We start from the raw sequence: 23,604 nt of genomic DNA, 5'->3' as shown, positions 1-23,604 counted from the left end.
GCGCAGTGGACCGTGGGACTTCGTGCCGAGATTGCGCCTGCGGACGCCAGTTTCCTGACCTCCGGGTCAGCGCACAAGGCCCCGGACCGCCCTGGCCTGGGCGCACAGGCAGGCGCTGCGGCCCGGCACAGTCCGCTAGACTGCCGGCCAGATGAACCGCTTGCCGCCCTGTTCCCACCGTCGGACCGCCCCGGAGCGTCCATGAGTCACCTGTCGCGCACCCTGCCGATCAAGCGCGCCGCGCACGTGTATCTGGTGCGGGACGGTCAGCTGCTGCTGGTCGAGGAACGCATGGACGACGGCAGCATCTTCTACGGTCTGCCCGGCGGCAAGGCCCATCCCGGCGAGACGCTGGGCGACGCCGCCGTCCGGCAGGTGCTGGTGGAAACCGGCCTGACCGTCACCGATCTGGTGTTCATCAGCCTGCTGGAAGGCGAGCTGCTCACCGGCACGCGCAACGAGTGCTACGCCACCTTCGGACGCTTCACCGCCACCTACTCCGGCGAACTCAATCCCACCGATCCCGAGGTGGTGGGCATCCGCTGGGTGCCCTTCGATCAGGTGGAGATGCTGGTCCGCTACGGCCCCCCGCCCGAGGTCGAGGAACGCAACCCGCTGATCTGGGTTCCGACACGCGACTTCGTGAAGGGCCAGCCGCGCGCGTACTACCCGATCTAACCACTGCCCAATTTAACCATCCGACTTGACGGGCCGGGGGCGGGCGGACCAGCCAGCCAGCCCAGCCAGAGCGTGAACCCCGCGTCAGCCGCCGCGCGGCCTTCTCACACGCCGTGACGCGATACTTCCGGACATGAGGAAACCTCTCAAATTAACGTCCATTCTCGCCCTTTGCGGCGTGTTGCTGATTCCCTCCGCCTCCGCCCAGACCGCCCAGGACATCATCTCCAGAGTCGACGCCGCCCAGAAGGCCGCCAAGGACGTCTCGTTCCGCCTGAGCGGCAGCGCCTCACTGGAATCCAGCGCCCAGAAGATCGACCTGACGGTCAAGAGCATTCCGGCGCAGAACGTGGCCCGCCTGCAGTTCAACGCGCCCGACGCGCTGGCCGACAACATTGTCGTGGCCGACAAGAACGAGATTCGCCAGTACCTGTTCCTGACCAACCAGGTCACGGTTATGTCCACCAAGAAGGCGGCGGATGGCGCCGGTTTCGGCGGCCTGGATTTCACGCAGCTGAGCAACGCCGCCGCGCTGCTGTCGGAGTACAACGTGAAACTGCTGTCCACCACGGGCGCGGCAGGCAAGCGGCTGTTCCAGCTGGAGGCCACGCCCAAGAACGGCAACTCCACCGACCGGACCCGCGTGTACATCACCGAGGCAGGCTGGCGGCCCACCCGCATCCAGATCGTGAGCAGCGCGGGCAAATCGCTGGCGGACCTGAACGTCAGCAATTACAAGGTCAACTCCGGCCTCAGCGCCGCGGGCCTCAAGCAGTTGCCCAAGGACGCGGAGATCATCCGGCAGTAGTGAAGTAACGCTGAAGCGGGGGGCGCTCAGGCGTCCCCTTCTTTGTTGCCGTGAAGGGCAGCAGGCCGTGGGGCAGCAACTTTCGCCGCGCTGGTCGCGTACCTGGGTGTATGACCAACCCTGGCGACGGCCGCAACCGCGACTCCACCCCCCACATAACCAATCCGGTCAACAATCCCAGCGGCCCGCCGCCGGTTCGCATCTCCCCGCGCCTGGGCTGGATTATCGGCGGCGTGGTAGTGGCAGGCCTGATCGTGTCGCAGAGCGTGCGGGTCATCCCGGCGGGGTTTGTGGGCGTGGTGTTCAGCGCCCTGAGCGGCGTCAAGCCTAACCCACTGGAGGCCGGGCTGCATTTCGTGGTGCCGTTCGTGGATCAGGTGAACCTGTACGACGCCCGGCTTCAGGAAGTGACCCTCGCGCAGAACGCGGCCCAGAACGACGAGGGGTCAATCCGCGCCCGCAGCAAGGAGGGACTGGACATCACAGCAGACGTGACGGTGCAGTTCCGCATCGACCGCAGCAAGGCGGCCATTCTCCATAAGGACCTTGGACGCAACTACATCAACACCGTCCTGCGCCCCCAGCTTCGCAGCAAGGTGCGCGACTCCATCGGACAGTTCGGGGCCGCCGACCTGATCAGCAACCAGCGCACCCAGCTGGAGGCCAGCATCACCACCGAACTGCAGAAGTCGTTTGCGCGCAATAACCTGATTCTCGACGCCATCCTGCTGCGCGAACTGAAGATCCCCGAGAGCGTTGCCCAGGCCATCGAGCAAAAGCAGACCGCTGAGCAGCAGGTGGCCGTGGAGAGAAATCGCCTGCAACAGGCCGAGATCAGCGCCCAGCGCGACGTGGTGCAGGCCGAGGGCAAGGCCAAGGCCGCCATCGAAACGGCCAAGGGCGAGGCCGAGGCGCTCTCCTTGCGGGGCCGCGCCCTCAAGGAAAACCCGCAACTGATCCAGCTGACGGTGGCCGAGCGCCTGGCCCCCGGCGTCCAGACCATCATGCTGCCCAGCGACGGCAACTTCCTGCTGGACCTGAAATCGCTCGGAACGCAGACGCAGCCCACGCCACAGCAGCCCACCGCACCGGCCAAGCCGGGCAATTGACGGAATGCAGCGCACCCGCCGGATGGGCGTTAGACTGGTCAGAATGAGCCGAACGACGCTTGAGCAGCCTGGCGAAAGAAGGTTCGCCCCATGATGGCCGTCCTGATCCTGCTTATCATCTTCGGCGGCATCACGGCCATCGTCTACGTGGACCACGCGGGCAAGTCCGCCCGCAAGGCCATGACCCTCACCCCGCAGGAAGCCTCGCCGCTGTCCGCCGCTGCGGCCCAGGCGCCCCTGCCCCGCCCGCAGGCCGAGGCCCCGGAATCGCTGGCCCTGCGCCTGCCCGGACCGGCCCGCACCCAGGCCTGGGAACTGCTGTGCACAGTGATTGACGCTCACCGCGCCGGGGTGGACGGTGACAGCCGCACTGCCTACCTGCTGTCGCAGACCCGCGAGGCCTACCTGCCCGACACGCTGCGGGCCTACCTGAATCTCACCGAGGGTGCGCGGCGCACCCTGGAAAGCCAGGGCCAGCCGCCCGAAACGCTGCTGACCGAGCAGCTGGGTCTGCTGGAAGACGGCGTGCGCGAGGCGCTGCGCCATGACCACGCCACGGCGGACCGCCTCCTGAGCCAGGGCCGCTTTCTGCGCGAACGCTTCGGCACGGCAGAATCGGAGCTGAGCCTGGGGCCAAAACTCCGCAAGAGCTGAGCGCGGAGACGCATTCGCGTCATCAGCATGGACACAGTCCAGCCCAGAAGAGAAGCCCCCGTGTCCTTTGCAGGAGCGGGGGCTTCTCTTCTGGGTGGAGTCGGTTTACTTGCGCATGCTGGGGTTCAGCACCTTCTTGCGCAGGCGGATGTTGTGGGGCGTCAGCTCCACCAGTTCGTCACTGCCGATGTATTCCAGGGCATCTTCCAGGCTCAGGCGGCGGGGCGGGGTCAGCGTCAGGGCGTCGTCCGCACCGCTGGAGCGCACGTTGGTCAGCTTCTTGTTCTTGCAGACGTTAACGTTCATGTCCTGCTCGCGGGCGTTTTCACCCACGATCATGCCCACGTACACTTCCGCGCCCGCGTCGATGAAGAACGAGCCACGGTCCTGCAGCTTCCAGATCGAGTACGCGAAGGCCGGGCCGTCTTCCATGCTGACCAGCGAGCCGTTCTGGCGGATCTTGATGTCCCCGGCCCACGGCGCGTAGCCGTCAAAGACGTGGCTCATGATGCCCTCGCCCTGGGTCATGGACAGGAACTGGTTGCGGAACCCGAACAGCGCCCGCGAGGGAATCTTGAACTCCACGCGGCTGCGGCTGCCCTGCGGCTCCATGTTGACCATCTGGCCCTTGCGCCCGCCCAGCACACCGATCACGCTGCTGGCGTGCTGCTCCGGCACGTCGATGACCAGGTGCTCGACCGGCTCGTGCTTCTCGCCGTCAATCTCGCGGATGATCACCTGCGGGCTGCCCACCTGCACCTCATAGCCCTCGCGGCGCATGGTTTCCAGCAGGATGCTCAGGTGCAGCTCGCCGCGTCCGGACACGATGAACTCGTCGGGGCGCACCTCTTCGACCTTCAGCGACACGTTGGTCATCACTTCGCGCTTGAGGCGGTCGTTCAGGTGGCGGGAGGTGACGTATTTGCCGTCCTTGCCCGCAAAAGGCGAGGTGTTGGGCTGGAAGGTCATGCTCACGGTGGGTTCGTCCACGGTGATGATGGGCAAGGCCTCGGGATCGGCCAGATCGGCCACGGTTTCCCCGATCTGCGCGTCCTCGATGCCGGCCAGCGCCACGATGTCACCCGCACTGACCTGATCGGCCTCGATGCGGCGCAGGCCCATGTGGGTGAACGGCTGAATGACGCGCGACTTGGTCATCGTGCCGTCCTTGTGCATCAGCTGCACGAATTCGCCCTTCTTGACCGTGCCGCGCTGCACCCGGCCCAGCACGATGCGGCCCAGGTACTCGGAGTAGTCCAGGTTGGTCACCAGCATCTGGAAGGGGGCCTCCAGGTCGGTGGGAGGCGCAGGAATATGCTCCAGAACCATCTCGAACAGTTCGTGCATGTCCTCCTGCGGGTTGTTCAGGTCCTTGAACGCCTTGCCTTCACGGGCAATCGCGTACAGGATCGGGAAATCCAGCTGATCGTCGTTCGCGCCCAGGTCGGCCATCAGGTCGAAGGTCATGTTGACCACTTCCTCGGGCCGCGCGTCGATGCGGTCGATCTTGTTGATCACCACGATGGGCTTGAGGCCCAGTTCAATCGCCTTGCGCAGCACGAAGCGGGTCTGGGGCATCGGGCCTTCTGCCGCGTCCACCAGCACCAGGCAACCGTTCACCATGCCCAGCACGCGCTCCACTTCCCCGCCGAAGTCCGCGTGGCCGGGGGTGTCGACGATGTTGATCTTGACGCCCTTGTACTCCACCGCCGTGTTCTTGGCGAGAATGGTGATGCCACGTTCCTTTTCCAGGTCGTTGCTGTCCATGGCCCGCTCGGCGATTTCCTCACCGTGGCCGAGCTTGAGGGTCTGGCGGAGCAGGGCGTCCACCAGGGTGGTCTTGCCGTGGTCGACGTGCGCGATGATAGCGATGTTCCGGTATTCCATATTTTTTCCTCTCTTCTGCCCGGCGCTGCCTGCCGGAGAAAGCCCGACAAGTGGGAGGACAGTGTGTTGTTTGCGTGGTGCTTCCGGTCCGCGCCACAGGCCAGGGAAAAGTGCGCTGGGGCGTCAGGACCGACCTCAAAAAGCCCGCCTCAACTCCTGCGCCAGTTCTGCTGGCCGCGAGTGGGCGGGACACCCGAACGAAGATTTTAGCAGATTCGGGCACGGGTGATGTCAGATGCAGATCACGTTAGCAGTCAGCGCAGACCACCGGTTGTGCCTGCCGCCCCGGTGAGGTGCCAGCTGACTGGCACGTCCTCCGGTTCCGCAGCATCAGTCCCATAATGGGCGCCTCCATGGATTGCCGGGACTGCGGGTCTGAGCGTGGCGCCGAGATCTGGAAACCAACAGGGGCAAGCCCGCGTAGTACGTCTGAAGACCAGAGCGAGACGAACCGAGAGCCCCGCCACAGACTCCACGGCCCTGAGACGTTGACTGCACCCGGATGGACCGACGTGTCACCCCAGGTCAACGACCACCCCGCCCAGGCCGTACGGGACCACACCGGAGGACGCATGAACGCCATAGAAACCAGCGGCCTCAGCAAACTGTATGCCCCTGGCGTGGGCCTGGCCCCGCTGACGCTGAGTGTGCCCGCAGGCGAGATTTTCGGTTTCATCGGGCCGAACGGTGCGGGCAAGACCACTGCCATCCGGACGCTGATGGGTTTCCTGCGGCCCACCGGGGGCCGTGGGCAGATCCTGGGCCATGACGTGTGGCAGCAGCGGGTAGCGGTTCACCGGCGGGTGGGCTACCTGCCCGGCGAGGTCCACCTGGTCCGGGACCACACGGCCCGCGACCTGATGACCCGCAGTTGCCGACTGCGCGGCGGTGCCAGCAACACCTACGGGCTGGAGGTGGCCCGGCGGCTGCAGCTGCGGCTGGACGTCCGCCTGGGCACCCTGAGCAAGGGCAACCGCCAGAAGGTGGGCCTGACCCTGGCCCTGATGCACCGCCCCGAACTGCTGATGCTGGACGAACCCACCAACGGTCTGGACCCGCTGGCCCAGGAAACCGCGCTGGACCTGCTGCGCGAGGCCAGCAGCGAGGGCCGCACCGTGTTTCTGTCCAGCCACGTCCTGAGCGAGATCGAGCGTATTGCTGGGCGGGTGGGCATCATCCGGCGCGGCGAACTGATCCGGGTGGAGGGCGTGCGTGAACTCAAGGCCAGCCTGCCGCAACAGGTGACGCTGCGTTTTGCCCGCCCCCCCAGCGTCGACCTTGCCGCGCTACCCGGTATGAGCGGCGGCGTGACCGACGGGCTGGACTTCCGGGGGCAGTGGCGCGGCGGCCCCGACGCGCTGGTCCGGGCGCTGGCGGGTCAGTCGCTGTCCTCACTGAGCCTTACGCCGTCCACGCTGGAGGACGCCTTCATGGACGAGTACCGCAGCGAAACGCCGCGCATGGCGGACATTCATGTGGCTTGAAGTGTGGGCACAGACGATGAAGGACTCGCGGCGCAGCGTCCTGTGGTGGGCGGTGGGTATCACGCTGTACACGGTGACTCTGCTGGCCTTCTTTCCGCTGCTCAAGGGCAACAGCGCCCTGGCTGACCTGATGCAGACCCTGCCCCAATCGCTGCGGGCGCTGGCAGGCGACAACCTGGGCACGCCCGCCGGGTACGTGGGCGGCAAGCTCCTGAGCCTGATGCCCGTCCTGCTCACCATCTTCGCCGCCCTGCAGGGCTCGGCGCTGATTGCGGGTCACGAGGAGCGCGGCTGGCTGGAGTTTCCCCTGGCACAGCCGTTGCCACGCGGCGCCCTGCTGCTGGGCCGTGGGGCCGCCCTGCTGACCATGCTGCTGGCGCTGGGCACCGTGCTGTTCCTGAGTATCTGGCTGGCCGGACAGGTGTTTCAGGCCCCGCTGCCCGCCGGAAGACTGCTGGGCGCGGCGGCGCTGCACACGCTGGGCGCCTGGCTGTTCGGGGCGCTGGCCTTCGCCGTCGGCGCGGCGACCGGCCGCTCCGGTCTGGCCGCCGGGGTGGGCGCGGGCCTGGGCATCGGGCTGGTGGTGCTACAGAGCGTGGCGGCGCAGGTGCCGCTCCTGGGCGATGTGGCGTGGCTCAACCCCTGGAAATACGCGCTGAGCGATTTGCCGCTGGAACGCGGGGTCAGCCCCACGCCCCTGCTGGTCTGCCTGCTGCTGGGGGCCGCACTGGTCTGGATTGCCGCGCCGGTGTTCGGCAACCGGGACGTGCGCGGCTGAGCCCCGGAGCGACAGCACCACACGGAAGGGCCGGAGGCGCAACCACGCCTCCGGCCCTTCCAGCTTCACTAAACCGAATCAGTCGCTGGCGACGGTGCGGTCCTTGCTCAACATGGCTTCCGCGCCCTTCTTGGCCACGCCGGGGTACTCGTAGCCCAGGGCAGGGGTGTCGGCCTGACCGCGCTTACCGAGGGCCGTGCCCCGGTCGATAGCCAATTCGGTGGCCGTGTCAAAGGCATGCAGACGGGTCTGGTCAATCACCAGTTCGATATCGTCGCCGGGCTGCACCAGGGCCTGACCTTCCACCTTGACGGTCACGTCCTGACCGGCAACCTCAACGATCAGGTCAGTCTGCGCGCCCAGCGGCTCGACAACCACGACCTTGCCGCGAACCACGTTGGTGCCCACGGGCGTCTCGGTCAGCCCGATCAACCCGATGTGCTCGGGGCGGATGCCCATCAGGACTTCCTTGCCCTCATAGGCTTTCAGGCTCTGCTCCAACTTGCCCATCGCGGCCACGCGGTCCGTGCCGATCATGAACTGGCCGTTCTGCACCTTGCCGCTGATCAGGTTCATGCTGGGGCTGCCGATAAAGCCCGCCACGAACTTGTTCTGCGGGAAGTCGTAGAGGTTCATGGGCGTGTCCACCTGCATGATCAGGCCGTCGCGCATCACCACGATGCGGTTGCCCAGCGTCATGGCCTCCACCTGATCGTGGGTCACGTAAACGATTGTGGCGCCCAGCCGGCGATGCAGCTGGTTGATCTGCGAGCGCATCTCGACGCGCAGCTTGGCGTCGAGGTTGGAAAGAGGCTCGTCCATCAGGAACACGGCGGGTTCGCGCACGATGGCGCGGCCCATCGCCACGCGCTGACGCTGACCGCCGGACAGTTCCTTGGGCTTGCGGCCCAGCAGGTGCTCGATCTGCAGGATCTTGGCGGCGTCACGCACGCGGCGCTCGATCTCTTCTTTTGGGGTCTTGCGCAGTTTCAGGCCGAAGGCCATGTTCTCGTAGACGTTCATGTGCGGGTACAGCGCGTAGTTCTGGAACACCATTGCGATGTCGCGGTCCTTGGGCGGCACGTCGTTGACCACGCGGTCTCCGATCTTCAGGATGCCGTCGCTGATATCTTCCAGACCCGCGATCATGCGCAGGGTGGTGGACTTGCCGCAGCCGGACGGCCCCACGAAGACCATGAACTCGCGGTCCTCGATGTGAAGGTTGAAATCCTTCACCGCATGCTGCTTGCTGCCGTACATCTTGTTGATATGTTCCAGGATGACTTCTGCCATGAGTACGCCTACCTTTCGCCCCTACTCTTGTCCGTGAATGGGTATGACACAAAAAAAATGCCGATACAGTTCGGACAACCGGGGTACGAGAACGAGAAACCCGTTGCTTACGCTTATGCCAATCTGACGCTCACAGTGTAGCACCCTCTCCAGCGCGGTGGAGGATGATCTACACGACAGGTGAAAGGTCGGTACTAGGCGCCGGAAGGGCAAACGGCGACGCGTTGTCTCTAGAGTATCCAGAGTCTCCGGCTAGTACCCGTGGCCGCTGCGCGTGACCATCAGCTTCAGCTCATGAGGACTGCTCGCGGCGTTCAGGGCCTCATCCATGGTGATCATGTTGTGCTGGTACAGCTGTGCCAGATGCTGATCGAAGGTATGCATGCCGCGAATGTTGTCTTCCATCAGGGCGTCCTTGATCAGCGGGGTCTTGGCCTCGTCCTTGATGTATTCCTGGATCAGGGGGGTGTTGAGCATCACCTCCAGCGCCAGCGCACGCCCCACGCCGTCCGAACGCCGCAGAAGCCGCTGGCTGACGATGCCCACCAGCGTTTCGGCCAGTTGCAGCCGGACCTGGGCACGCTCGTAGGGGGCGAAGAAGTCGATGATGCGGTTGACAGACCGCACCGCGTCCTGGGTGTGCAGGGTGCTGAGGACAAGGTGTCCCGTCTGCGCCGCGCTCAGGGCGGCCTCGACGGTCTCCTTGTCGCGCATCTCGCCGATCATAATCACGTCGGGGTCCTGACGCATGGCGTATTTCAGGGCAGTGCGGAAATCGCGGGTATCGGTGCCGATCTCGCGCTGCACCACGATGCTCTTCTTGTTCCTGTGCAGGATCTCGATGGGGTCTTCCACCGTGATGACGTTGGAGGCAAAGGTGCAGTTGATGTGGTCGATCAGGCTGGCCAGGGTGGTGGACTTGCCGCTGCCGGTGGGGCCAGTCACCAGAATCAGGCCGCGCGGGGCCTCGGCCAGGCCCTGCAGGACGCCGGCCGGCAGGCCCAGCGACTCGAAGCCGGGAACGGCGTCGGTCACCACCCGCATGACAATGCCCACCGAACCGCGCTGCCGGAAGATGTTGCAGCGGAAGCGGCCCAGCCCGGACACCCCGTAGGCCAGGTCCAGCTCGTTGCGGTAGGCAAAGTCGTCCCACTGCTCGGCGGACATCAGCGCCTGCGCCAGCAGGGCAGTGTCGGGAGGCATCAGCGCCTGCGCGCCAAAGGCCACCAGGTGGCCGTCCACCCGGCCCATCGGCGGGCTGCCAGCGTGCAGGTGAATGTCCGAGGCCCGGCGGCCCACCATCTCCTGCAGCAGCTCGTCCAGGGTCACGCGGGATTCGCCTCCGGGTGGGCCGAACCCAGCGGCATGTTGTCGATCAGCCGGACGCCGAACATTCGGGCCGCCACCAGCACACGGGTCATGGAATCATTGTCCACAACCTCTCTTTCCTGCATGTCACGGCCCACGACGCTCAGGTAATCCAGCGTGACCTCGGGCTCGGTGGCCAGCACGTCCAGCCCAGCCTGGCGCAGCGCCGCAGCCGTCCGCTCGCCGCTGGCATACGCGGTCTGCACCGCCGTCAGAGCGCGCGACAGCACGGCGGCCCGCGCCTGCTGCTCCGTGCTCAGGTAGCTGTTGCGGCTGCTGAGGGCCAGCCCCGAGGGCGCGCGCACGGTGGGCAGCCCCACCACGTCCACCGGCACGTTCAGGTCACGGACCATCTGGCGCAGCACGGTCAGCTGCTGCCAGTCCTTCTCGCCGAAAAAAGCCACGTCCGGGCGCACCAGATTCAGCAGCTTGAGCACCACCGTCGCCACCCCGACGAAGTGACCGGGACGCGAGGCCCCGTCCAGCCCCTCACTGACGCCCGACACCACCACGCGGGTATTGAAAGCAGGCGGGTACATGGTCTCCGAAGTGGGCATGAACACCACGTCCACGCCCGCCGCCTCCACCACGCCCAGATCGCGCTCCAGATCACGGGGGTAGGCGGCCAGGTCCTCGGCAGGGCCGAACTGCAACGGATTGACGAAGATGCTGACCACCAGCACGTCGCAAACCTCGCGGGCGCGGCGCATCAGGGTGGCGTGGCCGTCGTGCAGATAGCCCATGGTCGGTACCAGCCCCACGCGGCCCCGTCCGGCCAGTGCCGAACGCAGGGCCTCCGGGGAGCGGACAACCTGGGGCTGCACCCGCGCAGCCACTTCAGGCACGCCGGCCGTCCAGCCCCAGCGCTCCCACCACGGCGTCGAGCAGCCAGGAAATGACGGTCAGGATCAGGGCCCCCACGATGGCCGCGCCGAAACCCGCCGTATCCAGCGCCGTGACCGCCGCCACCAGCAGCAACACCACGCCGTTGACCACCAGAGTGAATAGGCCCAGCGTCAGCAGGGTCAGCGGCAGCGAGAGCAGCAGCAGCACCGGGCGGATCAGCGCGTTCACAATGCCCATCACCAGCGCGGCGATCAGCACGCTGCCCACCGCGGCGCCGCCCTCGAAGAACACGCCCGAATACACCTGCGTCAGCAGATACAGCGCCAGCGCGTTGACCAGAAGCCGGAGAATAAATCCCATGGAAACAGCATAAGGGATGGCGCGGCGCGGCAGCGCCGGACCGGGGCGGCTACATCCCGAAGCGCACGTAGATGTCGTCCACGTGCCTCAGGTACCACGCCAGATCGAAGGCCCCGTCCAGTTCGGCGGCATTCAGCGGGCATTCGGCGTCGGCGGCCAGCAACTCGCGCAGGCCCTCACCGGTTTCCCAGCTTTTCAGGGCGTGGCGCTGTACCAGATCGTAGGCAGCCTCACGCGACATGCCCTTCTCGTCAATCAGGGCGTGCAGCACGCGCTGGCTGAACACCAGCCCGCCCAGATCGTTCATGTTCTTCAGCATGCGCTCGGGGAACACCACCAGATCGCGCAGCACCCCGGTCAGGCGGCGGGTGGCGTAGCTGGCGGCGGCGGTGGCGTCGGGCAGAATCACGCGCTCGGCGCTGGAGTGGCTGATGTCGCGCTCGTGCCACAGGGCCACGTTTTCCAGGCCGGTGGTCAGGAAACCGCGCAGCAGCCGGGCAAAGCCGGTCACGTTCTCGGTCAGGATCGGGTTTTTCTTGTGCGGCATGGAGCTGCTGCCGGTTTGTCCCTTGCCGAAGGGTTCCATCGCTTCCCGGACCTCCGAGCGCTGCAGGTGGCGAATTTCCACGGCAATCTTTTCCAGCGTGGTGCCGAAGATGGCCAGGGCCGCCAGCACCTCGGCGTGGCGGTCACGGGCCAGGGTCTGGTTGGTCACGGGCGCGGCTTCCCAGCCCCAGGCGCGGGCCACCTCCACCTCCACCTGCGGGGAGACGTGGGCGTAGGTGCCCACCGAGCCGGACAGCATCACCACCTGAATGCGCCTGCGGGCTGCCGCCAGGCGCTCCAGGTCACGGTCCAGCGCGGCCATCCAGTTCAGAAACTTGAGGCCGAAGGTCATGGGCTCGGCATGGATGCCGTGGGTCCGGCCCACCGTGGGCGTGTGCTTGTACGCCAGCGCCTGGGTGCGGCAGACCTCACGCAGCGCACCCGCATCATCGAGGATCAGGCCCAGGGCCTCATCCAGCAGCAGGTTCTGGGCGGTGTCCACCACGTCGGTGCTGGTCAGGCCATGGTGGATAAAGCGGGCCTCGTCACCGTAGCGCTCGCTCAGGGCGCGGGTAAACGCCACGATGTCGTGGCGGGTAACGGCCTCAATCTCAGCCACGCGGGCGGCGAAAGCCTCGTCAATGGGATCGGCCCCCGTCTGCTCCAGCAGCGCCGTGTGGGCCTCGCGCGGCACCTCGCCCTGACTGGCCTGGGCGTCCATCGCAGCAAGTTCCACGCGCAGCCACGCGCGGTACTTGCTGGCCTCGGACCAGAGGGTCTTCATTTCGGGCGTCAGGTAACGTTCGATCACGCGGCGAGGCTAACACGGGGCTCGGGCGGACGGAGTGACGCACCGTTGCAGTCTCAATGGATGGACCGGGGTGCCATGATGGCTTCTACCTATGCAACTGAAACGCTGGGCCACTTTTCTGCTTGCCGTCGTCTCGACGGCCCTGGCCTACCCAGGAAGTGTCCCCGCATCCGCCCGCCTGCACGCGCAGGCCAGCTCCACCAGCCCGTTGCTTGCGACGTTGCCCGCCAAAGCCAGCCTGGACATCCTTTCCTGTACGGCCACGTGGTGCGAAGTCACCGCTCAGGGCAAGACGGGCTGGTTGGAGCGCCCACGGGTCAAGGCCAGGTATGGACGCTGCACTGAGCTGAGCAAAGTCGGCCTGTTCGACATCAAGAAGACTGAGGCCAGTTATACGCCAGGGTTGGACCGGGACAAGGATGGAGTCGGCTGCAACAGGGTCAGATAACCTCCCGCTCAGTCCGCCAGCTCTTCCTCTTCCAGATCGCCCTCGCCGATCACCGTGATCTCGGTGTCCTCCGAGGCCACGCGGTACGGCCCCTCGCTGGCAATGTAGTCGGCGGCCATCTTCAGGGTTTCCTTGACCCAGCCGTAGTCGTTGCTGATGGTGGCCACGCCGATCACTTCCCAGTCATGGGCGTCCAGCCCGTCCAGGCGGGCCACGGTCAGGGGAAAGCGGGCCTTCAGGCGCTCGACAACCGGGCGCACCAAGGCGCGTTTCTCCTTGAGGTTGCCCACCCACGGCATTTCCAGCCGCATGGTCAGCACTCCGACGTACCCCAGCGCCACCGCTACAGCATTCCGGCCAGGAAACCCTGACCGCGCACTGCACGCACCAGATCCATGATGGTCAGTTGCGTGGGATCGTAATGCACCTCGATCTGGCCGTCGTCGGGGGTGGCCCTCGACACGCCGGGCAGGGCGGCCAGGGCGGCGGCAACCGTCTGCCCTGCGTCACGGGACATGCCGCGGACGCCCAGCAGCACACGGGTGGCGGAAGTGTTCATGCCTGCCATTATGCGGTGTCCCCTGCGTCCGGCGGGCCGAAAATCCCACCACCCCCAGCAGGGTGTGACGCGGCGTTGCCGTGGCTGCCCAGCCGCTGACCCGGTGAAGTCTCCAGGCGGCTGCCCAGGTGCCGCACCGCGTAGGCCCCGAGGGCGACCGCTTCCTCGGCGCGTGCGGTGTCTTCCAGACCCGGCACCAGCGGAAAATGCACCTCGTAGACGGCGGCGTCGTAGGCGCTCTTGACCGTGGCGTGCAGCAGGCCCTGGGCGGTCTCCGTGGGCGCACCGGGCAACAGGCTCAGGGTCCGCACCAGCACGATGGGCTTGTCGCCCTGCCACACCGACTGCGCGAAGATGAATCCCGCCAGCTGACCGTCTTCCTCGGCCACAAAGGAATGCTCGCTGCGCTCGTAGAACTTCAGCGCGGGCAGGCTGGTGCTGATGCGGCCCTCGCGCTCGCGTTCAGGCAGGGTATCGAAGGCGGGGTCCAGGTGCCGCTGCACACTCAGATCCAGCGCCTGAAGCGCGTCGGTGTCCTGTTCGGTGAAAATCCGGTAACGCATGGGGTCAGGCTAACAGGGGATGGAGGGCAGCGCCACGCGTCAGCGCTCACTTTCCCGCTGAACTTCGGCCCAGCTCGGCATGGCGTCCTGGGCGCCGGGGCGGGTGCAGGCCAGGGCGGCGGCGATGCCGGCCCAGCGCAACGCGGCCGCCAGCCCATCGCCGTCCGAGAGCCGCGCGGTCAGCACGCCGCAGAAGGTGTCGCCGGCCCCGGTGGTATCCACCGCATGGACCGGGTGCGCGGGCAGGCGGTGCGTTTCCCGCGCCGTGACGGTCAGGCTGCCCTCGCCGTCCAGCGTGACGGTCACGGCCTCCGGTCCGCGCTCCAGCAGGGCGCGGGCGCCAGCCTGCACCTCGCCCTCACCAGCCAGCGCGGCCAGCTCGTGTTCATTGACCAGCAGATGACCGGTCAGCCGCAGCAGTTCGGGGGCGGTGTCGCGGGTAGGAGCGGCGTTCAGCAGCACGGTCAGTCCCGCAGCCGACGCGCGCCGGGCGGCCTCCAGGGTGATTTCCGGCGGCAATTCCTGTTGCATCAGCAGGTGGGTGAAGCCGGAAAAGTCGACCGGCAGATGCTCCGGCATCAAGCGGGCGTTCGCGCCGCTCGCCACAGTGATGGCGTTCTCGCCCTCGTCCGAGACCGTGATCAGGGCCAGTCCGGTGGGGGCGTCCAGGGTCCGCAGGCGGCCCAGGTCCACGCCCACCCGCCTCAATCCAGACAGCGCCACGTCACGGAAAGCGTCGTCGCCTACCGCCCCCACCAGCAAGACGGCTGCCCCGGCCAGCGCCGCTGCCACCGCTCCGTTGGCCCCCTTGCCGCCCGGCGAGGTTCGGGCGTCGCCGCCCAGCACAGTCTCACCGGGGGCGGGAATGCGGGCGGTCCGCACCGTCAGGTCCGCGTTGATGCTGCCCACCACCAGCACGCTCACGTCCGCCCCCAGTTGAAGTACTTCATGACCCGGATGATAGAGGGTGAGGTTCAGACCCCTTCGGTTTCCGCCGGGTAGCGCCCACGCCACAGCGCCCAGCCCTCGTCGGGAAAGGCGCGTTTGGCCTCGGGGGCGAACAGGCGGGCGCCCTCGGCCTCCAGTTCGGGCAGGGGGCAGGGCACGACCTCGGTTTCCTGCATGGCCGGATGATCGGACCACGCCAGCAGGCGGCCCGAGCCGCCCCACGCGTCGTCGGTGGCCCACACAATGCGGCCCACCTCCAGCAGCGCGGAGGCCCCGCCGCACATCAGGCAGGGCTCCAGGCTGGAGTACAGCGTCAGGTCCTGGGGATTTTCCAGCTTGCCCGCCTGAAAGAACACGTCCATCTCGGCGTGGGCCACGCTGGCGTCCCCCACCCGGTCGGCGGTCTGCGGCTCGCCCACGCGGTTGCGGCCCCGCGCGATAACCGTGCCGTTCTTGTCGACCAGTACGGCTCCGATGGGCGAACTGCCCGCCGCCAGGGACTCGCGGGCCAGGGCCAGGGTCTCGCGCAGGTGGGCTTCGTGAACAGATGGGGCCGGGGCGTCGGCGGTCATGCGCCCAGTCTGCCTCCCGGCGGCCCCGGCAGCGCTCAGGACAGCCTGCACACAACCTTGAGGACGTTCACATCCGCAGCGGTGGGAACGGGGCCGGGGTGGGGAGCGACTTGAAGATCAGGTCGGCAGACTGTCATAATTAGACCAAGTTCAATTCTTTCGCCCCTCAGGCTCCCGGGTTGCCCGGCGCCGCGCCAATTCATCCGCCCCCCCTCTCACCTCCCGAGGAGCGCCATGTCCCCCACCGCACCGTCCCACCCACAACTGCCCCGCCCCTGGCTCCAGCACTACGAGGTCGGCGTGCCGCACGACTTCACGCCCAGCACCCTGACCCTGCCGCAGATGCTGGAGCGCAGCGCCCAGCGCTACCCGGACCGGGTGGCCACGGGCTTCCTGGGCGCCAACACCACCTACCGGGAACTGTGGCAGAGCGCGCAGAAGCTGGCACTGGCGCTGCAGAAGATGGGGGTCAAGCCCGGGGACCGCGTCTCGGTGATGCTGCCCAACTGCCCGCAGTTCGTGACGGCCTTTTTCGGCACGCTGCTGGCCGGGGCAGTGGTGGTCAACACCAGCCCGCTGTACGTGGCCGACGAACTCAGGCACCAGCTGAACGACAGCGGCAGCGAGACGCTGATCATGCTCGACACCTTCTATTCTCGCTACGCCGAGATTCAGGACAGCGTGCCGGTCAAGCGCGTGATCGTGACTGGCATCCAGGACGCCTTGCCGTTTCCCAAGAACCTGCTGTATCCCATCAAGGCGCGGCGCGAGGGCACCTGGGTGGATGTACCGGCCAGCGCGCACGTGCTGCAGTACGCGCGGCTGCTGAAATTCCAGTCGCCCACGCCCGCGCCCGCGCCGCGTGAGCCCGGTGACCTCGCGCTGCTGCAGTACACCGGCGGCACCACCGGCACCCCCAAGGGCGCGATGCTCAGCCACCTTAACCTGATGGCCAACGCCGAGCAGGGCCGCGTGTGGATGACGGACCTGAAAGACGGGCAGGAGGTCACGCTGGCCGCCATTCCCTTCTTTCACGTCTACGGCATGACCGTGGCCATGAACCTGAGCATCATGACCGGGGCAACGATGGCGCTGGTGCCCAATGCCCGCGACATCAAGATGGTCCTGTCGCAGATCGAGGCGTCGGGGGCCACGCTGTTTCCCGGCGTGCCCACGCTGTACAACGCCATCAACAACCACCCGGACACGGCCAAACACGACCTGACCAGCATTCGCGCGTGCATCAGCGGCAGCGCGCCGCTGCTGCTGGAAACGGCTCGCAAATTCCGCGAGATCACGGGGGGCGCCAATCTTGTGGAGGGTTACGGTCTGACCGAGGCCAGTCCCATCACCCACACCAACCCCATCTTCGGCCAGCAGCGGGAAGGCAGCATCGGCCTGCCCATGCCCGGCGTGGATTCCATCGTGGTGGGCGAGGACGGCGAGATCGTGCCTGTCGGCGAGGTCGGCGAACTGTGGGTGGCCGGGCCGAACATCATGCTGGGCTACTGGCAGCGCCCCGACGCCACCGCCGAGACCCTGCGGGAGGCGTATGGCAAGACCTGGCTGCTGACCGGCGACATGGCGACGATGGACGAGGACGGCTATTTCAGCATCGTGGACCGCAAGAAGGACCTGATTCTGGTGGGCGGCCACAACGTCTACCCGCGTGAGGTCGACGAGGTGTTGAACGCCCATCCCGCCGTGCTGGAGGCGGCGGCGGTGGGCCTGCCCGACGAGTACCGGGGCGAGAGCGTCCACGCCGTGGTTCACCTGAAGCCAGGTATGAAGGCCACCGAGGCCGAGATCATCGCGTACTGCCGCCAGCACCTCAGCGCCTACAAGGCCCCGCGCAGCGTGGAGTTCCGCGATGAGGAGCTGCCCAAGACGGCCGCCATGAAGATCCTGCGCCGCCAGCTGGCCCAGGAGGCCAGGGAAACGCAGACCAGACAGCCGGGCGCGTAAGGCAACGAAGCCCGGACCGACAGATCCAAACATCCCCCCCGCCCAGATCGGCGAGGGGGATGTTTCGTTGGCGGGCGAGTCGCGCCGAGGGTCAGCGGAGGCTATCCGTTCGCCAGCGGGGCGTAGGCCGTGGCTCCCGCCGCCAGGGAGCTGGGGGCGCGGCCTGCCCTGAGGGCGGCGGCCCCAGCCAGGGCGATCATCGCGCCGTTGTCGGTGTTCAGGCCCTTGCCCGGAAACACCACCCGCAGATCGGTGCGGGCAAAGGCCTCGCGCAGGGCGGTGTTGGCGGCCACCCCACCCGATACCACCACCGTGCGCCGCCCGTACGCCTCGGCGGCGCGGCGGGTGGTCTTGACCAGCACATGCACGGCGGCCTTCTGGAAGCTGGCGGCGAGGTCCTCGGGGGCTGCTCCCGCCTTGTGCGCCAGCAGCGCGGCGGTCTTGAGGCCGCTGAAGCTGAACTCGAAAGCTTTCTGGCCCTGCAGCGGTTCCTTAAACGGCACGGCGTCGGGGTTGCCGCGCAGGGCCGCCTCGGCAATGGCAGGGCCGCCGGGGTAGCCCAGCCCCGAGAGCCGCGCGATCTTGTCGAAGGCCTCGCCCGCCGCGTCGTCGCGGGTGGCGCCCACCAGCACGTACCGGCCCTCCTCGGGCACGTCGAACAGGTGGGTGTGGCCGCCGCTGACCACCAGGGCCAGGTACGGCGCCTGCAGGTTGTCCTCGGATGCGGCGGCAAAGATGTGGCCTTCCAGGTGATGGGCGGCGAAGAACGGCACGTCCAGCGCCTGCGCCAGACCCTTGCCGTACATCAGGCCCACCAGCAGCGCGCCCACTAGACCGGGACCGGAGGTGGCCGCCACCGCCCCGATGTCGGAGACCTTCAGGCCCGCCTCCGCCAATGCGTCGCCCATCACGGCGTCGATGCGCTCCACATGCTCGCGGCTGGCAAGTTCGGGCATCACGCCGCCGTACTGAGCGTGGACGGCCTGGGTCCAGATGCGGTTGGCGCGCACCTGCACGCCGCCGGCGGTCAGTTCCACGATGCCCACGCCGGTGTCGTCGCAGGAGGTGTCGATGCCCAGTATGTACAGCGGCGCAGCACTCATCGCCGGGGAGTGTAGCAGGGGCGGCCAAGACAGAAGGAAAGCCGTATCCTCGCTGCGTATGGACCTCGCCGCCGATCTTCCCCCCATCATCGAGACGCCCGACGGCTCGCGCACCGCCTTCAGTGCCCGTTTCGGCGAGGCCTACGGCTCGCAGCACGGCGCGCAGACGCAGGCGCGGCACGTTTTTGTAGAGGGGACCGGGACGCACGGGCATCCGACACCCCGTGTGCTGGAAATCGGCTTCGGCCTAGGCGTTAATTTCCGCGCCACGCTGGCCGACACGGCGGCACGCGGCGTGGGGCTGGAGTACATGGCCTACGAGTTCGACCCGGCCCCGGTGGGCTGGCTGCATGAGGTGTCGAAAGGCGACATCGGCGCGGACCACCCGGCCTGGCAGTCGGTGCTGGCACGCTGGCCGAACCCGCCGCTGGACCTCGAGGCCGGAAGCGTGTGCCTGACCGTCCACTTTGCCGACGTGCTGACCGCAGCGTTGCCGCAGGGCTGGGCCACCGCCGTGTATCTGGACGGCTTCTCGCCCACCCGCAATCCGGAGGTCTGGACGCCGGAGTTTGTGGCGCGGCTGGCCGCCACACTGGCGCCGGGCGGCGTCCTGGCCACCTACAGCGCCGCGGGGCATGTGCGCCGCTCGCTGGAGGCGGCGGGCCTGACGGTGCAGCGGCGCCCCGGGGCGCCGGGCAAACGCGAATGCCTGCGGGCCGTGCGGTGAAGTCGGCCCTGGTGATCGGCGGCGGCATTGCCGGAGCCTCCGCCGCGTATTTTCTGTTCAGGCTGGGGGTGCAGGTCACGGTCATTGACGCCGGAGTTCACGCGGCCAGTTCGGTGCCGTCTGCCCTGATCAATCCGGTGCGCGGGCAGTCGGGTGGCGTCGACGCGCGGGCGCTGGAAGGCATGGCAGCAACCTGGGCGCTGCTGCGGGAGCTGGAGGCCGCCGGGCACCCGGTGCCCCATGGGCAGACGGGCGTGCTGCGCCCGGTTCCCCACGATCAGGCCCGCGCCCGCTTTGAGCGCAATCTGCCGCCTGAATTGCCACACCGCTGGCTGACGAGAGCCGAAGTTCCCACGCCACTGCCCCCCAGCTGGAACCACGCCCTGTGGCTGCCGGAGGCCGGCTGGGTAGACGGCTCAGCCTTCACGCGGGCCTTGCTCGAAGCGTCAGGAGCGACGGTGGTCCGGGGGCGGGCGCAGGAGATGAATGGGCGATGGGTGGTGGTTGATGGAGAGGGCAACGACCGCATATCGGCCCGTTCCACACCACAGATCATTCACTGCGGCGGCTCCATCGGCTCCTCGTGGAGACACGAGACCCGCATCCACCGCAGGGGCAGCCTGCTCACGCTGGACCGTGCAGCGACGAACGTGCCCCTGAGTTTCGGGGCGTATCTGGCTCCTTCTGCAACGGGCGGCGTGCTGGGCGCCACCTACGAGACCCCGGCGCAACGCTGGTCCCCGCCGACACTGCCGCTGGCCTCGCTGGGCTGGCTGCTGAACAAGGGTGAGACCCTGGCCGATCTGGGCGGCGTGCGGGTCACCGGGCGCTGGACGGGTTCGCGCCTCTCCGAACTGCGAAACGGACAGGACGGGAACGGCGTGTGGCACCTGTCGGGCCTGGGCAGCAAGGGTTTCCTGCTGGGGCCGCTGCTGGCACGCGCCCTGGCCGAACGGGTGGTGGAGGCGCTGGCGTAGCGGGCCGCCGCATCCCGTCACACGCCGGGTAACGCCCCCCGCGCCTGGCCACTGGTGAACTAGACTGTCAATTATGGCGAAATACCGCATCTGTTCTATCGAGGGCGATGGCATCGGCCACGAAGTCATCCCCGCCACCCGCCGTGTGCTGGACGCTGCCGGCTTCGACGCCGAGTACGTGGACGCCGAGGCCGGGTACGAGTATTACCTCGACCACGGCACCAGCGTTCCGCAGGCCACCTACGACGCGGTGGAAAACACCCACGCCACCCTGTTCGGCGCGGCCACCAGCCCCAGCGGCGAGAAACCGCCCGGCTTCTCCGGCGCGATCCGGCACCTGCGCCAGAAGTACGGGCTGTACGCCAACGTGCGCCCTACCAAGACCCGACCGGTTCCCGGCGCGTACGAGAACGTCGATCTGGTGATTGTGCGCGAGAACACCCAGGGGCTGTACGTCGAGCAGGAGCGGCGTTACGGTGACACCGCGATTGCCGACACCGTGATTACCGGCGAGGCCAGCCTGCGCATCGGCAAGTACGCCGCCGAACTGGCCATGAAGCGCGACAAACGCCTGACCGTGGTGCACAAGGCGAACGTGTTGCCCGTGACGCAGGGGCTCTTTCTGAACACCATCCTGGACCACACCAAGACGGTGGAGGGGTTAAACACCAGCACCATGATCGTGGACAACGCGGCCATGCAGCTGGTGCGCAACCCCCGGCAGTTCGACGTGATGGTGATGACCAACATGTTCGGTGACATCCTCTCTGATCTGGCCGCCGGACTGGTGGGGGGCCTGGGCATCGCGGCCAGCGGCAATGTGGGCGACAAGTTCGGCATCTTCGAGTCGGTGCACGGCAGCGCCCCCGACATCGCCGGGCAGGGCATTAGCAATCCCACCGCCACCATCCTGGCCGCCGTGCTGATGCTTGATCAGCTGGGCGAGCACGACACAGCGCGGCGCATCGACACCGCCGTGAACAAGGTGCTGACCGAGGGACCGCGCACCCGCGATCTGGGCGGCACGGCGGGCACCAAAGAGTTCACGGAAGCGGTGATCGCGGCACTGTAAGCAGGCCTGCAACCACCAACTGTGCAGCGCAAACGAAAGGGGTGGCCCCCAAACGGAGGCCGCCTCTTTTTACTTTGCAGGCTCCAGACTATTTCTTGAGGGCCGCCACCTGCGCCTGCAGTTCCTTGACCTGGGCCTGCAACTCGCGGATCATTTCGGTCATCTGCCGGATGCTGGGGTCCCCTCCGATGATGGTGGTTTTCGCGTCGTTGAGTGCCACGGTCAAGGCGTCGCTACGGTCCGCACGCAGAATCACGTCCCGCAGGACGACCGTCTTGAGTTCGCTTCCAGCCCGGTATGCAAACTGCACCTCGTAGCGGCCCAGCGGCAACTGCCGCACGTCGCGCGCACTGGGCCTGAGTTCGGCTGAGGACACCGGGCCGGCGCCGTACTTCTTGATCAACTCCGGATCGGCGGGAAAGACCTTGACGTACACCAGCCCCGTATACGGCGCGGCCTGGGTGCCCACGGACGCCCCGCTGTTGGGATAATTGATGACCAGGGTCTGCGTGACTGTCTGTGGGGTGGTCTGGGCGGAGGCGGCGGGACCGGCACCCAGCATGGCGGTCAGTAGCGAAACCAGAACGGCACGGGCGTGGGTTGAGGCTGACATGCGTTCTCCCTCCTGCACTGGGCGGGCGTCCGGACGCCGGCAGTCTGCCCACAGCGGCTCGCCAGCAGGAAACCTTCAACTGTCGCCGACGTGGCCGGGCCGGGGGGAAGCAGGACCACGAAGCACCTTCCATCTTAAGCCCGGCTACGGCCCTCCGCCTCGCCTGCCGGCCCGCTAGTCCAGCGCACTCTCAAAATCGCCCAGCAGGTCCCCGATGTCCTCGATGCCCACGCTGATGCGCAGCAGCCCCGGCGTGATCCCCAGACGGCGGCGCTCGGCCTCGGGCAGGGCGCGGTGCGAGGTGCCCCACGGCCACGACAGGGTGGTGATCACGTCGGCCAGACTGGGGGCCAGCGGAATGCGGCCCGCCAGCGCCTTGACAAATGCCGGGGCGTCCTCGATATCGGCGGCCAGCATGCCGCCAAAGCCGTGGGGGTACAGGTCCATCGCCAGATGAAACTGCGGGTGATCGCTGAGGCCGGGGTGGTACACCGCCTTCACGCGCGGGTGGTTGACCAGCACGTCGGCCACCGCCTGCGCGTTGCCGCTGTGCGCCCGCATCCGCAGACCCAGGGTCTTGAGGCCCTGCATGGTCATCCACGCGTCGAAGGCGGACATGGTGCCGCCCAGCCGCAGCAGCCGGGTGCGGGCCAGCGCCACCAGCTCGGCGCTGGCGCACAGCACGCCGCCGAACGCGTTGCTGTGGCCGCTGAGGTACTTGCTGACGCTGTGGGTGACGAGGTCCGCGCCGTGCAAGGCGGGACGGAACACGGCGGGGCTGGCAAAGGTGTTGTCCACGCTCAGGAGTGCGCCGTGACCATGCGCCAGCCGGGCCAGCGCAGGCACGTCCGGCACGGTCAGCAGCGGGTTGGTCAGGCTCTCGACATGCACGATCTTGGTGTTGGGGCGCAGGGCTGCCTCCACCTCGTTCAGGTCGCAGGCATCCACGAACGAGACCTCAATGCCCAGGCGCGGAAATTCCTCGGCCAGCAATGCGTAGGTCACGCCGTACACGCGGGCGTCGGTGACCACATGATCGCCGGTTTTCAGGACGCCCAGAAAGGCGGCGCTGATCGCGGCCATGCCACTGGCCGCCACCAGCGCGGCCTCAGTACCTTCCAGCACGGCCAGGGCGCGTTCCAGGCTGGCCGCGTTGGGCGTGCCGTTGCGGTAGTAGAAGGCCGCAGGCTCCGCGCCGCTCATGGCCCCGTCCAGGGCGTCCAGATCGGGAAAGGCGTAGACGGTGGACTGGTAGATCGGCTCGACGAGCGGCACCGACGAGTTGGGCCGGGCCTCCTCGCCTGCGCGGGCGGCCAGGGTGGTCAGGTCATACTTGGCGTGCTTGTCGGCAGGAGTCACGCGCACAGGCTAGCGTCTCTCGTGGCCGGAAGACCCGAGACCCACCCGGTGTTCCCTACAGCAACCGTTGTCCGGC

25 protein-coding genes are annotated in these 23,604 nt (G+C 67.3%); 11 read left to right on the top strand and 14 right to left on the bottom strand.

Features of this window, described 5'->3' with window-relative positions; genetic code table 11:
• Nucleotides 1-201: 201 nt before the first annotated feature.
• From IEY31_RS03355 to IEY31_RS03340, 4 genes are all read left to right on the top strand, one after another.
• Nucleotides 202-678, top strand: coding sequence for an NUDIX domain-containing protein (locus tag IEY31_RS03355; protein WP_188969038.1), 477 nt, complete (start codon nt 202-204; stop codon nt 676-678).
• 133 nt (nt 679-811) lie between these two features.
• On the top strand, nt 812-1,486 hold the full coding sequence (locus IEY31_RS03350) for an outer membrane lipoprotein carrier protein LolA (protein ID WP_188969036.1): 675 nt from the start codon (nt 812-814) through the stop codon (nt 1,484-1,486).
• Between the two features lie 110 nt (nt 1,487-1,596).
• Entirely contained in the window at nt 1,597-2,595 is a 999-nt protein-coding gene (locus tag IEY31_RS03345; protein ID WP_188969034.1) for a prohibitin family protein, read from the top strand.
• Between the two features lie 90 nt (nt 2,596-2,685).
• Entirely contained in the window at nt 2,686-3,249 is a 564-nt protein-coding gene (locus tag IEY31_RS03340; RefSeq protein ID WP_188969032.1) for a hypothetical protein, read from the top strand.
• Between the two features lie 105 nt (nt 3,250-3,354).
• Here IEY31_RS03340 and typA read toward each other — a convergent pair whose 3' ends face one another.
• Nucleotides 3,355-5,136: a translational GTPase TypA gene (gene typA, locus IEY31_RS03335; RefSeq protein WP_188969030.1), complete on the bottom strand. Its 1,782-nt coding sequence runs from the start codon at nt 5,134-5,136 to the stop codon at nt 3,355-3,357.
• Between the two features lie 572 nt (nt 5,137-5,708).
• Here typA and IEY31_RS03330 point away from each other — a divergent pair.
• The gene (locus IEY31_RS03330; RefSeq protein WP_188969028.1) at nt 5,709-6,620 is read left to right on the top strand and encodes an ABC transporter ATP-binding protein; all 912 of its coding nucleotides are present in this window, start codon (nt 5,709-5,711) and stop codon (nt 6,618-6,620) included.
• Complete coding sequence (locus IEY31_RS03325) at nt 6,610-7,398, top strand: ABC transporter permease subunit (protein WP_188969026.1); 789 nt, start codon at nt 6,610-6,612, stop codon at nt 7,396-7,398. The genes IEY31_RS03330 and IEY31_RS03325 overlap by 11 nt, the downstream gene beginning before the upstream one ends.
• Nucleotides 7,399-7,476: 78 nt before the next feature.
• On the opposite strand, the gene IEY31_RS03320 is transcribed toward IEY31_RS03325, so the two are convergent.
• The 5 genes from IEY31_RS03320 to purB all read right to left on the bottom strand — a co-directional run bounded on the left by IEY31_RS03320 (nt 7,477) and on the right by purB (nt 12,622).
• Nucleotides 7,477-8,691 (bottom strand): ABC transporter ATP-binding protein, encoded by a 1,215-nt coding sequence (locus IEY31_RS03320; protein WP_188969024.1) that lies wholly within the window; start codon nt 8,689-8,691, stop codon nt 7,477-7,479.
• A 252-nt stretch (nt 8,692-8,943) separates the two neighbouring features.
• Entirely contained in the window at nt 8,944-10,020 is a 1,077-nt protein-coding gene (locus tag IEY31_RS03315) for a type IV pilus twitching motility protein PilT (protein WP_188969022.1), read from the bottom strand.
• Nucleotides 10,017-10,904 carry a pantoate--beta-alanine ligase gene (gene panC, locus IEY31_RS03310; protein ID WP_229723285.1) on the bottom strand — a complete coding sequence of 296 codons (888 nt, stop codon included), beginning with the start codon at nt 10,902-10,904 and terminating at the stop codon, nt 10,017-10,019. The genes IEY31_RS03315 and panC overlap by 4 nt, the downstream gene beginning before the upstream one ends.
• Complete coding sequence (locus IEY31_RS03305) at nt 10,897-11,265, bottom strand: phage holin family protein (RefSeq protein ID WP_188969020.1); 369 nt, start codon at nt 11,263-11,265, stop codon at nt 10,897-10,899. The genes panC and IEY31_RS03305 overlap by 8 nt, the downstream gene beginning before the upstream one ends.
• A 49-nt stretch (nt 11,266-11,314) precedes the next feature.
• Nucleotides 11,315-12,622, bottom strand: coding sequence for an adenylosuccinate lyase (gene purB / locus IEY31_RS03300; RefSeq protein WP_188969018.1), 1,308 nt, complete (start codon nt 12,620-12,622; stop codon nt 11,315-11,317).
• 91 nt (nt 12,623-12,713) lie between these two features.
• Here purB and IEY31_RS03295 point away from each other — a divergent pair, with 91 nt between their 5' ends.
• Entirely contained in the window at nt 12,714-13,070 is a 357-nt protein-coding gene (locus IEY31_RS03295; protein WP_188969016.1) for an SH3 domain-containing protein, read from the top strand.
• 8 nt (nt 13,071-13,078) lie between these two features.
• On the opposite strand, the gene IEY31_RS03290 is transcribed toward IEY31_RS03295, so the two are convergent.
• Genes IEY31_RS03290 through IEY31_RS03270 form a run of 5 tightly spaced genes read right to left on the bottom strand, consistent with a single transcriptional unit; the run spans nt 13,079 to nt 15,712 of the window.
• Complete coding sequence (locus IEY31_RS03290; protein WP_188969014.1) at nt 13,079-13,411, bottom strand: DUF503 domain-containing protein; 333 nt, start codon at nt 13,409-13,411, stop codon at nt 13,079-13,081.
• Between the two features lie 2 nt (nt 13,412-13,413).
• Entirely contained in the window at nt 13,414-13,629 is a 216-nt protein-coding gene (locus tag IEY31_RS03285; RefSeq protein ID WP_373289102.1) for a heavy-metal-associated domain-containing protein, read from the bottom strand.
• Nucleotides 13,630-13,637: 8 nt separating this feature from the next.
• Nucleotides 13,638-14,192, bottom strand: coding sequence for a DUF1999 domain-containing protein (locus IEY31_RS03280; RefSeq protein ID WP_188969009.1), 555 nt, complete (start codon nt 14,190-14,192; stop codon nt 13,638-13,640).
• 39 nt (nt 14,193-14,231) lie between these two features.
• Entirely contained in the window at nt 14,232-15,116 is an 885-nt protein-coding gene (locus IEY31_RS03275; protein WP_188969007.1) for a ribokinase, read from the bottom strand.
• A gap of 50 nt (nt 15,117-15,166) precedes the next feature.
• A complete protein-coding gene (locus IEY31_RS03270) occupies nt 15,167-15,712 on the bottom strand; it encodes a nucleoside deaminase (protein WP_188969005.1) in 546 nt (181 codons plus the stop codon).
• Between the two features lie 234 nt (nt 15,713-15,946).
• Here IEY31_RS03270 and IEY31_RS03265 point away from each other — a divergent pair, with 234 nt between their 5' ends.
• Nucleotides 15,947-17,677 (top strand): long-chain-fatty-acid--CoA ligase, encoded by a 1,731-nt coding sequence (locus IEY31_RS03265; protein ID WP_188969003.1) that lies wholly within the window; start codon nt 15,947-15,949, stop codon nt 17,675-17,677.
• Nucleotides 17,678-17,778: 101 nt separating this feature from the next.
• Here IEY31_RS03265 and tsaD read toward each other — a convergent pair whose 3' ends face one another.
• Complete coding sequence (gene tsaD / locus IEY31_RS03260; RefSeq protein WP_188969002.1) at nt 17,779-18,780, bottom strand: tRNA (adenosine(37)-N6)-threonylcarbamoyltransferase complex transferase subunit TsaD; 1,002 nt, start codon at nt 18,778-18,780, stop codon at nt 17,779-17,781.
• 58 nt (nt 18,781-18,838) lie between these two features.
• Between tsaD and mnmD the strand changes: the two genes are divergently transcribed.
• From mnmD to IEY31_RS03245, 3 genes are all read left to right on the top strand, one after another.
• Nucleotides 18,839-19,507, top strand: coding sequence for a tRNA (5-methylaminomethyl-2-thiouridine)(34)-methyltransferase MnmD (mnmD, locus tag IEY31_RS03255; RefSeq protein WP_188969000.1), 669 nt, complete (start codon nt 18,839-18,841; stop codon nt 19,505-19,507).
• Nucleotides 19,504-20,484 carry an NAD(P)/FAD-dependent oxidoreductase gene (locus IEY31_RS03250; protein ID WP_229723284.1) on the top strand — a complete coding sequence of 327 codons (981 nt, stop codon included), beginning with the start codon at nt 19,504-19,506 and terminating at the stop codon, nt 20,482-20,484. Before mnmD ends, IEY31_RS03250 begins: the two co-directional genes overlap by 4 nt.
• 73 nt (nt 20,485-20,557) lie before the next feature.
• Nucleotides 20,558-21,556: an isocitrate/isopropylmalate dehydrogenase family protein gene (locus IEY31_RS03245; protein ID WP_188968997.1), complete on the top strand. Its 999-nt coding sequence runs from the start codon at nt 20,558-20,560 to the stop codon at nt 21,554-21,556.
• An 88-nt stretch (nt 21,557-21,644) separates the two neighbouring features.
• Here the strand turns inward: IEY31_RS03245 and IEY31_RS03240 are convergent, their stop codons facing one another.
• Nucleotides 21,645-22,169 carry a hypothetical protein gene (locus IEY31_RS03240; protein WP_188968995.1) on the bottom strand — a complete coding sequence of 175 codons (525 nt, stop codon included), beginning with the start codon at nt 22,167-22,169 and terminating at the stop codon, nt 21,645-21,647.
• 174 nt (nt 22,170-22,343) lie between these two features.
• On the bottom strand, nt 22,344-23,528 hold the full coding sequence (locus IEY31_RS03235; protein WP_188968993.1) for a trans-sulfuration enzyme family protein: 1,185 nt from the start codon (nt 23,526-23,528) through the stop codon (nt 22,344-22,346).
• Nucleotides 23,529-23,604: the final 76 nt, after the last annotated feature.

This window comes from Deinococcus aerolatus, assembly GCF_014647055.1.
Taxonomy (GTDB): domain Bacteria; phylum Deinococcota; class Deinococci; order Deinococcales; family Deinococcaceae; genus Deinococcus; species Deinococcus aerolatus.
Note: the sequence above shows the minus strand (reverse complement) of the source record. Positions and strands in the feature narration are given on the sequence as shown.